This is a genomic window from Paenibacillus anseongensis, assembly GCF_009757995.1.
Classification (GTDB): Bacteria; Bacillota; Bacilli; order Paenibacillales; family NBRC-103111; genus Paenibacillus_E; species Paenibacillus_E chondroitinus.
In genome coordinates this window covers 90355-105209 of sequence record NZ_WSEM01000004.1, presented here as the reverse complement: position 1 = coordinate 105209, position 14855 = coordinate 90355, and the positions used below count along the sequence as shown (strand labels likewise).

Sequence of the window (14855 nt, the reverse complement as noted above, 5' to 3'; positions counted from 1 at the left end):
TTTTCATAATTGAGCCGTACAATGAAAATGAAATGGAAGATTATCGACAGGAGTGGTACATAGACATATGAAAATTAAAATGAAACAAATAGCCGGCTTATGCATCCTTCTTCCCGCTTTGCTCAGCGCTTGCGGCAACCAAGCTTCCCCTCAGCAAGCAGCGGCAAGTACAGCACAACCTCAAGCGAGCGCACAAGCTTCACCGGATGCGAAACAGCAGGGGCAGAACCGTCCCGCGATGAGTCAGGCGCAGAGACAGTTGTTCAGCACCTTCCAAACGCTGCTCATGATGGACAAAGCTGAAGGACTTGCGATTACTAAGGACCAAGCCCAAGTCATGCTGCCTGTTGCGCAGGACATCGAAACCAAAGCTGAGCTCAGCGACGAGAACAAAACGAAGCTGCTCGAGAAGCTGACGGATGCGCAGAAGAAGTTCATCGACGACGCTGCGAGCAAGATGGCGAATATGGGCAATGGCGGTGGAAGAGGACAAGGAGGTAACGGCGGCAATCCAGGCGATGGCACGCGTGGCAACTTCAATGGGCAAAAAGGCACGAAACCGGACGCCTCAGGCGCACCTGCCCCTTCGTCTTCACCGAATGCAGCAGCCGGTTCAGACGGCGCGAACGCTGGGAAACAGCCTCGCGGGAACGGCGGCAACGGCGGCAATCGTCCTGCCGGTGGCAATGGCGGGCAAATGATGAAAGATCCGGGCAAACAGCTTGTGGAGCTTTTGCAGGAGAGAGTGAAGTAACTCCGAGATCTCATCTTTAGAGGAACTTCAGGCCGTTAATCATCCAAAAGGCCATCTTTTGGATGGTAAGTGGGAACTGGCGTCCTCTATTTCGCCACTTTTAGGCTAAATATGCGGCTCAACGGGCAAATAAGGCCCTGTAGTTCCGCTTAGACAGGGAATGGCGCTATTCCGCACAAATAGCGGACTCCAGTTCCCCTAAGACTAACCCGAACGAAAAAAGGGCCTCCCGTCGGTAGATTTCTCTACACCCGGGACAGCCCTTTTCGGCGTTGATGGTTAACCTCTGAGTGCCTGAACAACCTGCTCGGCATTCGCTTCACCGCTGGCCACCAGCTCAACGTGATCGGCAAACATATCACACATATAAACGAACAAGCTTAAAATCTCCAGCACTTCCTCACTATCAAAAGAACGCGCAGCCGAGATGCTGTACACATAGCGGTAATGCAGCTCATTATGCTCATTAATGCCAAAATGGCCAATCGGCAACCGCGTGTTGATCTCAAGCAGCAAGGCGGCAACCTCTTCGCGCTTCCCCTCTTCAAGGTGAAAAGGAAGCGTACTGTATATTTGCAGCAGCTGAATCGCAGCGATCTCTTCGTCGTTCAAAGGTAAAAAGCTAAAGTGCAGGAAACGTTCTCGCTCCTTTTTATCCTCCTGAAAACCGGCCATCAGCACGTGAAGCGGAATCGCGTCTGATTTCTCCAACAAATTGGTGGCAAGGCCTGTCTCATCCAAAATCTCTTTTAAAAGCCCTAACTGCGCGAAATGACGCGCGTGTACATGATCTGGCAGCATATCCGTCCGCCCTCCTACTTTCTTATGCCCAATACGTTAACCAGGCTGCTTAATCTACTTATCTGCTTATCTTTTAATCTGCTCATTTTTAACTTCCTCAAAAGCAAATATACTTCTTCCCAAGGCTTCTGCGCAAATGCGAACGGGATACACTCACCCACTCCCGTACGCGAAAAAGCAACAGGCGACATCATTATCCCTGTTGCTTATACGAGATTCACTTTATTTGCCGCCTCGCTGTTGGATGACATGCGTTAACTCATGTCCGAGCAGCTCCTGACCTTCGCGCGAATCCGGGTTATAGCGTCCTTCACGGAAAAAGATATCATTCCCTGTCGCAAAAGCTTCCGCGCCTAACGAAGCATTCATCTTCGATGACTGTGGATTATTATGGATGTTCACATTGCTGAAATCCGCATTAAAGGCAGATTCCATCTTAGCCTGTATTTGCGCGTCCATCTTACTGCCGCTGCCTTGCATGGATTTAATCTCCGATTCAATGGAAGCATCGGCTTCAAACGCTTCGCCGTCAGACGATTTCATCTGCAGCTCTTCCTCTTCCATCTCTCCACCTTCGCTCCGCTGGATCGTCTCCGAGGACGGCTTCATCTGCAGCTCTTCCTCTTCCATCTCTCCGCCTTCGCTCCGCTGGATCGTCTCCGAGGATGGCTTCATCTGCAGCTCTTCCTCTTCCATCTCTCCGCCTTCGCTCCGCTGAATCGTCTCCGAGGATGGCTTCATCTGCAGCTCTTCCTCTTCCATCTCTCCGCCTTCGCTCCGCTGGATCGTCTCCGAGGACGGCTTCATCTGCAGCTCTTCCTCTTCCGACTCTCCACTTTCGCTCCGCTGCACATCAGCGGACGCCCCGCTATTTTCCGAGGCTGCGATTTTGTCCGCCACTTCTTTGCCAACTTGATCCGCCTCTTGTTCATAAGCGTCTCCAGCCGGCCCGACCGTCAGTTTCGTCTGTATGGACAGCATGCTGCCTACCGCTTTATTCCCAATAGCCCGTTGTATATTCATGAGATCTGCTCCTGCAGACTGCCCTTGTGAATGACTCTTATTACGATGATTGTGCAGGGAAGTATCTGGCTGCCTGTTGATACGCGATAGATGCATTGGCATATGAACCCTCCTAGAATGGTAGTACTAAGTAAAATGCCATCAATTGACGGCTTGCGCCCCATCATTATCCGTATCTAAGCGCATGATGTCTTCTAATTTTCACTATATCATACCTGCTGATTTTTGAGGTTACATTTTGTTTGGTTTTCGATCTATAATGAGCACGGCAATATCATCCGATTGGATAGCGCCATTGGCGAAGCGGTCGACATCCTGGGTCATCTGTTCCAGTAGCTGTGCCGGCTGGCTCGACAACTCCTTTTGTAAAAGCTCATGAAGTCGCGAGAAGCCGTATTGCTCCTGCTGCCGGTTTTCTGCTTCTGTAATGCCATCCGTATACATGATCAGGCGGTCACCCTGGACAAGCGTCACTTCGTTATCCACATAAAGCATGTCATCCATTACGCCAAGCGGAAGTCCCTTTTTCCCCTTCAGCTGCTCCACATCGCCGTTACCACGGACAATGTATGGCGGACAATGACCGCCGTCACTGTACTGCAGACGCCCTGTGCCTATATGAAGCACCCCGCAGAAAATCGTCGCAAACATCGTCGAATCGTCCTTGTACAACTCTTGATTCACGGCTGTAAGCAGCTCTCCAGGTGACATATCCGGGCTCATTTTCCCCTTGAGCAAGGTCATCGTAACCGCCATGAACAACGCCGCAGGAATCCCTTTATCCGATACATCCCCCAAAACGAAAAACAGCTTATCGTCGCCAAGTCGAAAATAATCGTAAAAGTCGCCGCCGACCTCACGTGCCGGACGAATAAAAGCCCTTGCTTCCGCCGTAATTTCATTGGCCTCCGCCGTCATGTACAAGCCTTGACGTGGCAAGAAGCCCATTTGAATGTTGGTTGCGATGCGCAATTCGCTTTCCATTCGTTCTTTGGCGGCCGTCGTCTTCTCCAAAACGTCGTAGAGCATGGCATTCTCCAAAGATGCCGCGATTGGAGAAGCAATGGACTCTAGTAGCTGCAAATCACGGTCGGTAAAATGCACATCCTCGCGCTTGTTCAGCACCTGCAGAACGCCGATAATTTTACCTTTGCTCACCAGCGGCACGCAAAGCATGTTACGCGTCGGGTAATCGACACGTTTGGCGACCTTCGAGGACCAGCGTTCGTCCTGAGCCGCATCGTCGATTTTGACCGATTGGCCGGTCTGGGCCACCCAGCCGGCGATACCTTCGCCGATTTTGAGGCGAATTTCGCGGACTTCATCGCCTTTTTCACCAAGCGCAAGGTCGAAAAACAGCTCATCTTTTTCCTCATCGACCAAGATGACGGAAGAAGCTTCTGCATTCATGATGCGGGAGGAGGTCTCCATGATTTTGATCAGCAAATCCTGTTTGTGAATCGTCGAGTTCACTTCCAAGCTGACATCGAACAGCTGCATCGTCCGCTGAAGCTCCAGATCAGCCGTCTTGCGCCTTCGTTCGCTAAGCTGCCATACGATGCCAATCACCAAGCAAACAAGAAGAAGAGCACCTACGACGATATTCATTTCGTACGCCTCCCCAGTTCTTGGGCTCGGCCTTCACACTTACTCGTTCGGCTAGGAAATGGCATGGATCGCATCATCTTCCTTGTCATAAATCGAAAAAATGGAACTAAACCCGGACATATCGAAAACCTCTTTGACATTCTCATTCATGCGCACAAGTGCCAACTTACCTTGGATGACCTTGATCATTTTCGCTGCGGATAACAAGCTTCTAAGTCCTGCGGAGCTGACGTAGTCAAGCCCCTGCAGATCAAAAATAAACTTGCCCTTCCCCTGCTCGACCAACTTAGAGAAAGCGGCTTCCAAGCTCGCGGACGTATTGGCATCCAGTCTGCCATTTAAGCTCAACAGGACAATGTCCCCCTGTATGCTCTCAGTTACATTCATGATATTCCCTCCTTCTGAATTCGGCGTTTTGTCATCATCAGTATATTCTCTTCGTTCAGACGCTCATAGCGGATATCATCCATCACTTGTTTCACAAAGTGAATGCCCAGACCGCCGATCCCACGCTCGTCCATACTAAGGTCAACCCGGGGGCTTGCCTTGAGCAGCGGATTAAAAGGCACTCCGCGATCCGTCAGACAAAGCTCCCAGCCATCTGCAGCAGCCCCGATGTCGAGACGGATCGTGTGCATACCTCGCTCCTCCGGGGGGTGCCCATAGAGAATGACATTGGTTATCAGCTCGTCGCAAACCAAATTCAATTGGAATAACGTCTGATCATCCATGCCCATCGCGGGTGACAGCCCTTTTAAGAATGCGCCTAACCGCTCAAGCTCCTTCAGATCATTGCTTAACACGATGGTCTCTACTGACACGTTCGTCCCGCCCTCTCTGCTTATCCGCCTAGCCCATTTAAGCCATTTTCAAAAGCATATTTTCCAGCAAGCGAACACGGGCACTTGAGGCATGCAGCAGGCCGATACCGATCTCCGGATACAACCTCACCAGTCGGGAAAGACTTTCACCTTGCAGCGCAAGCACTCGCACTTCATCGAAAATAGCCTGAGCTGTAACTGCAGAAGGCGATCCGTCCAGAGCCGTTGTTTCCCCAAATGGTTGTTTGGGTCCCAGAACACCAATTGTTACTGTCTCGCCTACACCAGTCTCATTGCTCAGCTCAACGTTGCCCTCAATGATTAAATACATCGCTGAATTGCTTTGCCCCCGGCGCAGTAAATAGGTCAGGTCTTCGTGGACTTCTTCCGTCGCAATACCAGCAATTAACCCCAGTTCATCCACTGACAAATCGGCGAATAAGGATACCTGCTTCAAGAAAATAACTTTATCCAGCATGGTCAAAAACTTGCGCTCTTCTCTCATCCCATCACGCTCCAGTGAACTTAATGCGTAAACCGCAATATCCTTCAGCCAATCGTCCGACCATCTCGCAGCTTCTTGCAGTAACTTGAGCGGCTCGGTCGTCGCTGTATCGCTGCTGGCCGTTCCTTGCTTCAATAATTCCAGCAGGGCCAAAGCCAATTTACGGTCCCCCAGCCCCTCGGCCAGTACCTCAAGCGCATTCTCGCGGACCTCTTCGTTCTCGTCCTTCGTTGCTTCGCGCAGCGTCGCCACAACACGTTCGTCTACGAACTTGGCCATAACGGCCCAAGCCCCTCCGACAAGCGCATTGTGCAGCTCAGCGCACCGTTGATTCGCAAGCTCTGCTAATCCCTTCATGCCCAGCTGGAGCAGGGCTTCCGACAAAGCCCGTTCCTGCGTCGAAGCTAGCATGCGATTTACGCAAGGGTCAACGAGCTGCGTTCTCAGTTTATTTTCATCGAGCAGCTCTGCCAGAGCTGTAACGGCTGCGTTCCAGATGAAAGGATTCGCATGGTTCAGGCTGCCCGACAGGGTCGGCAATGCTTTATCGCCCATATCGACCAAGGCTTGAAGAATCGCTTTACGCAGCTCCTGATCCGCCAAAGGCACCATGTTCAGAAGAATCGGAATCGCCTCGACGTGGCTAAGCTTACCGAGACAGGCCGCAGCGGCAACTTTAACCGCGGGCCGATGATCATCGAGCAGCGACAACACCCAAGCGGAATAGCTATCCAGCTTCAGATCCGCTACGGTATGGCAGCCATAGACAGCCCATTCGCCGCCGTTATCGAGCATTTTGATAATCGCCTCGTCACAGGCTTGATAGCTTTCTTCGCTTTCGAGCGAGTAAAGCGCCTTAACTCCTTCATGTACAACCCTCGGATGGTTATCCAATAGCTTGACGCGAATGAAAAAATGCGACTGGCTCTTAAGATGCGTTGCTTTCGAAATCAGTTTCACGCTTTCCGCGCGCACCTCCGGGTCTTCGTCCTCAAGGAAAGACGCAACCTGTACGAGATCTTGAATCGTAGCGCTTTGGAGATTCATCGCGCGCAGCACAGCTATGCGGATGCGTGAGCTTTCTTCCCCGATCATCCCGATCAAATGGGGCAGAAACGCGGAATCCTTCGCCTTCCCGATGACTTCAAGCGCCAGTTCCCGAACATAATCGTTCGGATGCTTCAAGTAACCCAGCATGGAGGAAAGCGCCTTGGAACTGCGGATGCCCCCAATAAAGGACTCCGCTATATCAGACAAATCAGCGTGCAGCGATTGCACACTTTTAACCAGCTCGCGGATGTATAAGTGCCTGCCGTACCAAGCGACAATGACGAGAATAACTGCCAAACCTACGCCTAGCCAAGCTAGCAGCGACAGCTGAATCAAGCCGAAGGAATGCAGCAGCGACAGCAAGGAGCCAATCAATATTCCGCCTGAGGCAGCGACACCCTGAGCAAAATAACGATATCCGTCCCTTTTGGAGATAGGCATCATTTTGAAAAAAAGCTGATAACAAGGTTCTGCAATGTAATACAGCAAAATATAGAAGACGGCATAGGAACCCGAAACCAGCGCCAATCCAAGGGACTGATTCATAAATAAGGCCGTAAGTCCGAAGCCGCCGAAGAACACAACGGTGATGGCGAGCAGCATATTGCTTGCGCCCAACCAGTTCATTAAGCGTGTAGACACCGTCTGCAGCAAAAGACAGAACGTGAATTGAATAGCCGTAATTAAGCCGTAAAAAGAGGTTAAATCGCCCTCAAGTGGAAAATTGGCTTCCGCCGCGGTAAAGTACTGATACTCGATCATGAAATACACGGCCGGCATCAGCGTCATTAGCGCAACTGCGCACAATAGGAACGGACTGCGAAGCATCTGCTTGGCATAGTAGCCGGCAGGCAGCTGCTGTTCTTCTTCCTCTGCCTGAATCGTTCCACTCTGGCTTTTCAGCCGCAGATCTTCTTTTAACGTTAAAGGCACCAAGTAGCGCGCGAGCGCCTTCCGAAAAAAAATGAAGCCGAACACCATCAACACCGGAGCAAGCGCATAAACGGCTTCCGTCCCGAGCAGCTTGCCGATTTGATGAGCGAGCAAGCCGGCGGTAATTCCACCTGTCGTCGTAGACGCGATGAACACCGGCATCAATCTTTTGGCCTGCTGCGTAGGGCATAAGTCAAAAGCTGTGCTCCACAAGAGCAGCGTCAGCTGCCTGACAACAAAGTTGGAGGAGATGAACATAATTGGATAATAATAGCGGAAGTCAATGCCGCCCAGCTTGAAGCCCAGCAGCACCGCACCGTTCAACACCAGTAAACCGATCATCAACAGATAGAGCGTCGTCATCAATTTGGCCTTCGGCAATCGATTGGCCAGCTTTGCCAGCAACCAACCCTCCAGAGGCATAATGGCCGCTTCGGCAATATAGATGTAGGGCAAATACTGCACGCCGAATCTTTGGTTAAAAAGGGCCATGAATGCCGTATAGTTCAATGACTCCGCAATCCCGCTAAAATAAAAGATCGGAAGCATCATCCACAGCTTTCGGATATCTTCCGTCCGCAGTCCCATCCATCTGGTTAAGCTTCCTTGCATATCATCAGGTCCAATCTATCATTTGTCTTCAATAAGCGGTTTATAGAAAGCTAATCGTGCTTCGCCTTCGTAATAGTAATTGGGATAAGTGCCGATGAGTTCAAAGCCGTTCGCCCGGAACATTTTTTGAATAGGCTGATATTCGGGTAAATCGCATGTATACGTAAGGATGTAACGCCCTCCCGCTTCTCTCGAGAACGTTTCTAACGCTTGAAACAAAACTTTCGCAAAGCCATGCCGGCGATAATCGCGATGCACGGCTAAGTAATCCCATAAATAACCACCGGATTGATGCTCATTTTCCTTGCAGCTGGTCACCGCAATGATCTCTCCGGCTTCATTCTCAATGAACCAATGCCAGTGATTGCGCTGAGTCAAGCTAAGCAGGGGGGCATTGCGAAAATGCTCCAACTCCCCCGGCGTATGCCTTTGATCATCGAACGAGGAAGAAGATAAATAAAATTCCGTAATCCGTTGTGCGTCTCTCTCTGTGGTCAACTCATGCACTTGCATGTCAAGTTCGCCTCTTTCATCAGGAAACAGATAATGTGCCATTCCACTCTGCTGTCGTACCGTGTTGGAAATATTCATCACAAATATAGAAGTATAGCTGTGCCGCCTTATCCTGACGATTCTGTTTAATGACCATCAAGAAAGCTTCTCTTGCATCATAGAAACGTCCTACCTGGTAATACGTGACCGCCTGCTCGAATAACGTCTTGGTCTTCTCCTTCAGTACCCGAATCGTATCGGGATCGCCCTGATAAACGTCGAACAATCGAAGCGGCTCCTTCACTCCTTCTACCTGAATCAATCCCAGGTTCCGGTATTGAAAGGCTGCCGGCTGTTGCAGCGACTGTACCACATGATCGGTAATGAGAATGGAAGCGCCCAGAGGTTCCGTCATTTTCTCCAGCATACTTGCCACATTCACACCGTCAGAGATCACATTGCCCTCCAGGCGCTGCTGCTCGCCGATAATCCCGAGACGGAGCGGTCCTTTATGCAGGCCGATACCGAAATCCAGCGGCGAATAACCGACTTTTGCCCGATGCGAATTGTAAAGATCCAGCTCCTTGCGCATCTCAACGCACGCCTGCAGCGCTTCATCTGCTTGATTCGGGAAAAGCGCCATGAAGCCTGCACCCAGATACTTGTTCATAAGACCTTGATGCTTGCGGACATAAGGACCGAACCGGCTAAGGAACGAATTGACGAAGTTGAAGTTCTCTTCCGGCGTGAGTTTCTTGGAAAGCAGATAGAAGCTTCGGATGTTAAAAATCAAAATCGACATGTTTTTCTCTACTTGATCGCCAAGTTCAACCTCCAGAATGCTTTCCTTGTTCAAGAATCGCAAAAACTGCTGCGGAACGAAGCGGTAGTAAGACTGGCTAAAGTTCTCTACCTTGGTAATATAGTCCCGAATACGGGCTGCCATTGTATTGACGCTGTCGCCCAGATCTGACACCTCGTCGCGCGTGTTGATCGTAACGACCGTGTCCCAATTGCCTTTGGCAATCTCGCCGACGCTATTGCGCAGCTTCCGGATCGAAGACAGTAATACATAGGTCATAACAACGAGTACAAGCAGCAAACCAACGGAAATGAGCGCAATATTGCGAATAATCGATTGAAGTACCGCTTGGCGATGCTTAAGAATGCCATCCAGGTTTTTACTCGTTTCGAAAACACCGACAATTTTACCCGCTGAGTTAAAAATAGGAGCAATCGCATAACGCCATTCGCCGGAGAAATCCTGCCATTGTCCCGTAGCTGGCTTGCCTTCGAGTACAACCTGCTGATTCTCTGGGGTTTGTTGGAATGGATTGAACATATGCATGCCATCATCGTCTTCTAGAATCCGATAAATGACCCCATTTTCATATTTATACACTGCTTTATAAAAGCCTTGATTATCATCGCTGGCGTTATTTTCAAAAACCGATTGAATCTTTCGGCGGAAAGATTGATAGGTTGCACCGTTGTAATCCAGCGGTGAAGACATACTTTCCAGCTTATCGCCATCGACGAGATTTTGACCGTTTTTAGCCAGTAAAATAAGCTCGCTAAACGTTTCCTCTTCCATTTTCTTCGAGAAGCTCTCATAAATGACGGTCGACAGCAAAATCATTGAAGCCGCAATGACCGGCACTAGAATGAGGATCTGCTTCATCATCAGAGGAAGTCGGCGCTGCAGCAAATTGAAGAAGACAAGTTTGATCGCATACAGCACAAGGATTAGAGCCGCTACGGCAACCGACCAATGTACAAACAATTGGGTTCTTACCGGCTGACTGTATAGAGCCTCTACCATCGACGGCGTAATGGTCCCATCGGGCAGGCGGCGATTAATCTGCGTCGATTCTACGATAATAAGGCTGCCATCCTGGGCGATGGAACTCGAAGTGGCATCAAAAGCAAGGTCTATGCCGTTTGCTTGCGCCTTCTCTTCGGTTACAAGCCCTTCAATCGTGTAAGGCTGTGCAGGATCAAGCCGGGAAATCATTTTATTGTTAAAATCGATGAAGATCAGGCGGCCCTGATTATCGAGATGCAGGCTTTCAGGGAAATTGCGTCTTGTGCGATCAAGCCCGGGAAGCGGATAAACAAGCTCGGAATGCCCGTCGCCAAAAGCGCGATAGATCTCTCCGCTGCGCGTTGAATAGTAGATCTCGCCAGGCTTAAAGCCGTCTGCCTCAGCGACAAATTTATTTTGCGGGAGCTTTATCGTGTAGACCAACTTGGGCTCAGATGTCTCCTGTTTGCCAACCGGAGCTTGATAGAGGGTTAACTGCTGTACTTCGTCATTGAAAAAATAGACCATCCCGTCGTGAACCTGAACATTTCGCAAAGACCCCAATCTATATCGCTGGGTTTGCGCATCATTGTATTCCTGCGAGAACAAGCTGCGGTCGAACTGCCCATTCGGCGTATAGCGAACGATTTGCTCGGACTTCACTGCAATCCCGTACGGATCAAGCAAGGTGCGAATCGTGTAGAGATACCCCAAATCATCGACAGCCATATCGTTAAAACGGTATACTTCCCCGTTTTTCCCGGTCTCGCTCGTAATGGAGTACTGTAGTACACCATCCCCGTTCAGCTTATGAATCGTCTTCTTCGCGTTATCGATGACAAACAAATTGTTATGCCCATCCGAGATCGCCTTCGATAAACCGTCGAAAGGCATGCTCTTGTGAAAAGGCCATAGTGTGAAGCTTTCCCTGTTTAATCCAAGGTAGGTTCCAGCAGCACCCAGAAGCAGCAGTACGAGCAGCAATGCCGCAATCGATTTCTTCATCGCTCTTTAATCTCCTCTAATATGAAATCTGAATGATTTGCGTCGGTGCGTTCCAATCAACCTGCAGTCCCAAGGATTCTGCTATGAATCTTAATGGGACATAAGTCCTTCCTTCAAGCAGAAGGGCCGGGCCGTCGATTTGCACAGGATCGCCATCAACATAAGCTTTGTCTTCACTGATACGGCTCGTGATCGTCCTATATTCCGTGCTGACCGTAACCGTGAGAGTATCTTGATCCCAATCTACGGCGGCACCGAACGATTCCGATACGGATCTTATAGGTAAATATGCCTGCCCGTTTATTATAACAGGCGGAGCATCAAATTTGATGAAAATATTGGGAGAAAGCACGTTTTCTGCCGGAATCGGTTGAATCGATGCACTAGCTGAGCTAGCCGCCAATGAAGCTGAAACATCGGCCAAGGCCGCCTGCTCCTCAGGCGTATACTTGGCCTTTTCTTGCTGCTGCAGCTCCTCCAGCAGCTTCGTGACCTGCTGCTCAAGCTGCGTCTGCACGCCTGCCTCTTGCGGCAGCGCTGCCGCAAGCACCTGAACGGCGTCCAGCTGCGCGAACAGCGCGTCCTTCTTCGCCGTCGCCACCGCCTCGGCGACGGCTTCGAGCGAGCGGGTCAGCGTCGCGACCCGCTCCGTGTCCCCCTGCGCCTGCGCCAGCTTCAGCACAGCCTCCAGCTTCAGCTTCGCTTCTGCGAGCGAAGCCTGTCCTGCGGATGCGCCCGTTTGCGCATCCGCGAGCTGCGCCTGCGTCGCCAGGAGCTGCTGCAGATCGGCTGCAGCAGCTTTCGGCTCGCCGGCGGCGAGGGCTTGCTCCAGCTTCGTCTGCTGGAGCTCAGCCTGCTCGGCCAGCGCATCCTCGCTGGCCACGTCCTTCCCAGGCGCTGTGCCGCCTGGGGGTTCCTCACCGCCGGGCTCGCCCGGCGGTGTCTCGGTCTCCTCGGACAGCGCTGCGATCAGCGCATCCGGGTTATTTACCAGCTCCATCTGCTGAAGTGCTGCCTGGCTGTCGCCTTTCTGCAGCGCCTCCAGCATCCCGAGCTGAGCCTGCGCATCCTTGATCTCGACCGCCAAATCGGCGATCTCGCTCAGCTTCATATCCGCAACGGCCGCTTCCTTAGCCGCCTCCAGCTTCACGATATCTTTCTTCAGCGTGTCAATCTGTTGCTGCAGCTGTTCTGGCGTTTGCAGAGAAGCAATTGCACCCGGCTTTGCAATCTCCACGGTGACTTTCAAAGCATCCGCTTCCTTCTGCGAAAGCGCTGCGGAACTCGTCGGATCGGCGATCGCGCTCGGGTCTACGGCATTATCCATGCCGAACCATACCGCTCCAGGCTCATCCGCTTTATAAAAAATCCCCTGTCCCGATGAAGACATCGTTGCCGAAGCCGCATTATAAGCTTCAGGAGTCAGCGCATCCAGCTCTACTTTGTAGGAACCGATGATAACGGTACCTAGCCCTTTTTCCTCATCAGCACCTGAACCACTCTCGCTACCTGTTGTCCCGTCTCCTACCGAGCTTCCCCCATTTGCTGCACCATCTGCTGATCCATTTGCTTCGCCATCCGTGGCTTCAGCTTTTGCCGCCGCCAACTGTCCGGCATTTCCTTTGCCCTCCAGCAGCAGCTCCCCAACCGGTTTCCCCTTCGCGTAGAGCACAACCTTCAAGTTCTCAAGCTGACTAAGTTTAAGCGTTAATTGTCGTACAGCCTTATTAATCTTGGTACGTTTACCGATCGCATGACCATCTTTGGTAAATAACGCATAGTCCGTGGCGCCAATTTTTTTATTCACCGTCACGCTAAAATCACTAAGCAGCGGACCGACAGCCGGCTTCAATTTCCAAGAACCCGCAGGTGCCTTGGGATTTTGCGGTTTGACGGCGGCAAGTCCGTCATCCAAATTTTGATAAGGCAGGATGCCCTTTTTCAACGTTTTTGCAACAGCCCCGCCCGTGTCGATGTCCAGCTTGCCAAGCGCAGTGTCGTAACTCATTTGCGCCATTAAAATCTGCTCGTCCGCCTTGCCCACCGCTTCTTTATAAGCCGCAAGCTCATCGGTTTTCATCAAGCTGAGTTTCACCTTCTGTGCGGCTTTGTCCAGTGCGCTTACGGCACTATCCTTATCACGTAAAGCTTGCGCGTAACCTTCCTCCGCACCCTTTGCTTCCATATAAGAGGCTCTGACTGCTGCTATAACAGCTGTTCTGCTTTCCTTCTCCTGCAAAACCGCCTTATTTTGTTCCATGGTGGCAATAGGTAATGCATCCCGCAGGTCGTCAAGGTAACGCAGTCCATCAAACTCTCCCTGGAGCAAAGATTTGGGAATCGGAATGAATCCAAGCAAAAGGAAAAACCCTTCCCAATCTTTCTTCACCTGTGACAACGTCGTTTCATAACTGGCCAGAAACATATCCATGTCGATATCCTTAGCCTTATACAGACCATCCATAACCTTCATGCGGCTGCTGCCAAATTTGGAACTATACAGATCACGTGTCGTGCTTAGCTTATGATCGGCCAAACGCCGATCCTCCGTATCTTTCAGCAGACTGACCGTCGATTTGAGCCCGCTATTTATGTAGGCCGGCAGCTGCTTCTGATCCAGATCCGCGTAATCCGGTTCAAAAGAAAGCTGGACTTTATTCTCCATATCCAATTGAAGCAGCTTGCCCAGCGCCAAACGGCTTGATTTGGCCGTCAATTGCGTTTGTTTATAAACGGATGCTGCCTTCTCCAGCGTCTTCTCCGCCTCTTCCTGCTCGGCACTGTCCGCAAGCCCGAATTTCCGCTTCTTTTTAACCGTATCCAGCGCCGTTTTGGCTTCCTCCCATTTCTTGCGTGCGTTCTCTTCTGCTGCTTCATCCTGATAAGCCGTTAAGTACGCTTTTTGCACATCAAACCGAACCGTATTCATCGATTGTCGAAGTGTTTCCTGTGCGAGATATAACTGCTTGCTGGCCTCTGGCACCTTCAAACGTGTCGTCAGGTCCTGGCTTAAATTCCGGGGCTTGGCAAAAAGACCGGAGGCCTTCGCCTCCTCACTTTTCACAGCATGCTGCGCTTGCTCCAGCTCCAGCTTTTTCTTTGAAATATCCGTTTTGGCGTCCCGCAGGACAGAACTTATTTTCAACCCTTGATCCATCGCTTCTTTCATGGTTAAAGCCTTTACCGACGCAGCTTCCACACTTGGCCCTGCCGCCAGAACCGGCGCTGCCGACAGCAGCACTACGAGTCCCAGCTTTACTGCTTTTAACCCTGCCACTCTGAATCCCTCCGCTCACTTGCAACTCTTCCTTTATAGTACAATATCTCTTACACTCTCGCACCCATCTTTTGGAGAAACTTAGCGAAAAGAATCGAATATAGTAATAGATTGATGGTTATCTGCTTTTCTAGTAGTATAAAAGTAACAGAAACTACAACTGCATCGGA

Annotated in this window: 10 protein-coding genes; 1 reads left to right on the top strand and 9 read right to left on the bottom strand. The window is 50.8% G+C overall.

The annotated features are described in order from the left end of the window. Positions 1-67 precede the first annotated feature (67 nt). Positions 68-754, top strand: a complete 687-nt coding sequence (locus GON05_RS02530) for a hypothetical protein (protein ID WP_157317677.1) — start codon at positions 68-70, stop codon at positions 752-754. 279 nt (positions 755-1033) lie between these two features. Here GON05_RS02530 and GON05_RS02525 read toward each other — a convergent pair whose 3' ends face one another. The 9 genes from GON05_RS02525 to GON05_RS39870 form a co-directional block, all read right to left on the bottom strand. Then, on the bottom strand, positions 1034-1555 hold the full coding sequence (locus GON05_RS02525; RefSeq protein WP_157317676.1) for a YbjN domain-containing protein: 522 nt from the start codon (positions 1553-1555) through the stop codon (positions 1034-1036). Between the two features lie 222 nt (positions 1556-1777). Continuing rightward, positions 1778-2680 (bottom strand): eCIS core domain-containing protein, encoded by a 903-nt coding sequence (locus GON05_RS39175; protein ID WP_157317675.1) that lies wholly within the window; start codon positions 2678-2680, stop codon positions 1778-1780. A 129-nt stretch (positions 2681-2809) separates the two neighbouring features. Next, a complete protein-coding gene (locus GON05_RS02515) occupies positions 2810-4186 on the bottom strand; it encodes a PP2C family protein-serine/threonine phosphatase (protein ID WP_157317674.1) in 1377 nt (458 codons plus the stop codon). Between the two features lie 51 nt (positions 4187-4237). After that, entirely contained in the window at positions 4238-4573 is a 336-nt protein-coding gene (locus GON05_RS02510) for an STAS domain-containing protein (protein ID WP_157317673.1), read from the bottom strand. After that, entirely contained in the window at positions 4570-5007 is a 438-nt protein-coding gene (locus tag GON05_RS02505; protein WP_157317672.1) for an ATP-binding protein, read from the bottom strand. Before GON05_RS02505 ends, GON05_RS02510 begins: the two co-directional genes overlap by 4 nt. Positions 5008-5044: 37 nt before the next feature. Then, positions 5045-8083: a HEAT repeat domain-containing protein gene (locus GON05_RS02500; protein WP_221435201.1), complete on the bottom strand. Its 3039-nt coding sequence runs from the start codon at positions 8081-8083 to the stop codon at positions 5045-5047. A gap of 42 nt (positions 8084-8125) precedes the next feature. Continuing rightward, complete coding sequence (locus GON05_RS02495; RefSeq protein ID WP_181646617.1) at positions 8126-8620, bottom strand: GNAT family N-acetyltransferase; 495 nt, start codon at positions 8618-8620, stop codon at positions 8126-8128. 19 nt (positions 8621-8639) lie between these two features. Beyond that, a complete protein-coding gene (locus tag GON05_RS02490) occupies positions 8640-11408 on the bottom strand; it encodes an adenylate/guanylate cyclase domain-containing protein (RefSeq protein ID WP_157317669.1) in 2769 nt (922 codons plus the stop codon). Between the two features lie 16 nt (positions 11409-11424). Further along, a complete protein-coding gene (locus tag GON05_RS39870; RefSeq protein WP_157317668.1) occupies positions 11425-14685 on the bottom strand; it encodes a stalk domain-containing protein in 3261 nt (1086 codons plus the stop codon). Positions 14686-14855 lie beyond the last annotated feature (170 nt).

Excerpts from the sequence above, each read along its gene's own strand:
- GON05_RS02530 (WP_157317677.1), top strand. The coding sequence starts at position 68 with ATGAAAATTAAAATGAAACAAATAGCCGGCTTATGCATCCTTCTTCCC.
- GON05_RS02525 (WP_157317676.1), bottom strand. The coding sequence starts at position 1,555 with ATGCTGCCAGATCATGTACACGCGCGTCATTTCGCGCAGTTAGGGCTT.
- GON05_RS39175 (WP_157317675.1), bottom strand. The coding sequence starts at position 2,680 with ATGCCAATGCATCTATCGCGTATCAACAGGCAGCCAGATACTTCCCTG.
- GON05_RS02515 (WP_157317674.1), bottom strand. The coding sequence starts at position 4,186 with ATGAATATCGTCGTAGGTGCTCTTCTTCTTGTTTGCTTGGTGATTGGC.
- GON05_RS02510 (WP_157317673.1), bottom strand. The coding sequence starts at position 4,573 with ATGAATGTAACTGAGAGCATACAGGGGGACATTGTCCTGTTGAGCTTA.
- GON05_RS02500 (WP_221435201.1), bottom strand. The coding sequence starts at position 8,083 with ATGGGACTGCGGACGGAAGATATCCGAAAGCTGTGGATGATGCTTCCG.
- GON05_RS02495 (WP_181646617.1), bottom strand. The coding sequence starts at position 8,620 with ATGCAAGTGCATGAGTTGACCACAGAGAGAGACGCACAACGGATTACG.
- GON05_RS02490 (WP_157317669.1), bottom strand. The coding sequence starts at position 11,408 with ATGAAGAAATCGATTGCGGCATTGCTGCTCGTACTGCTGCTTCTGGGT.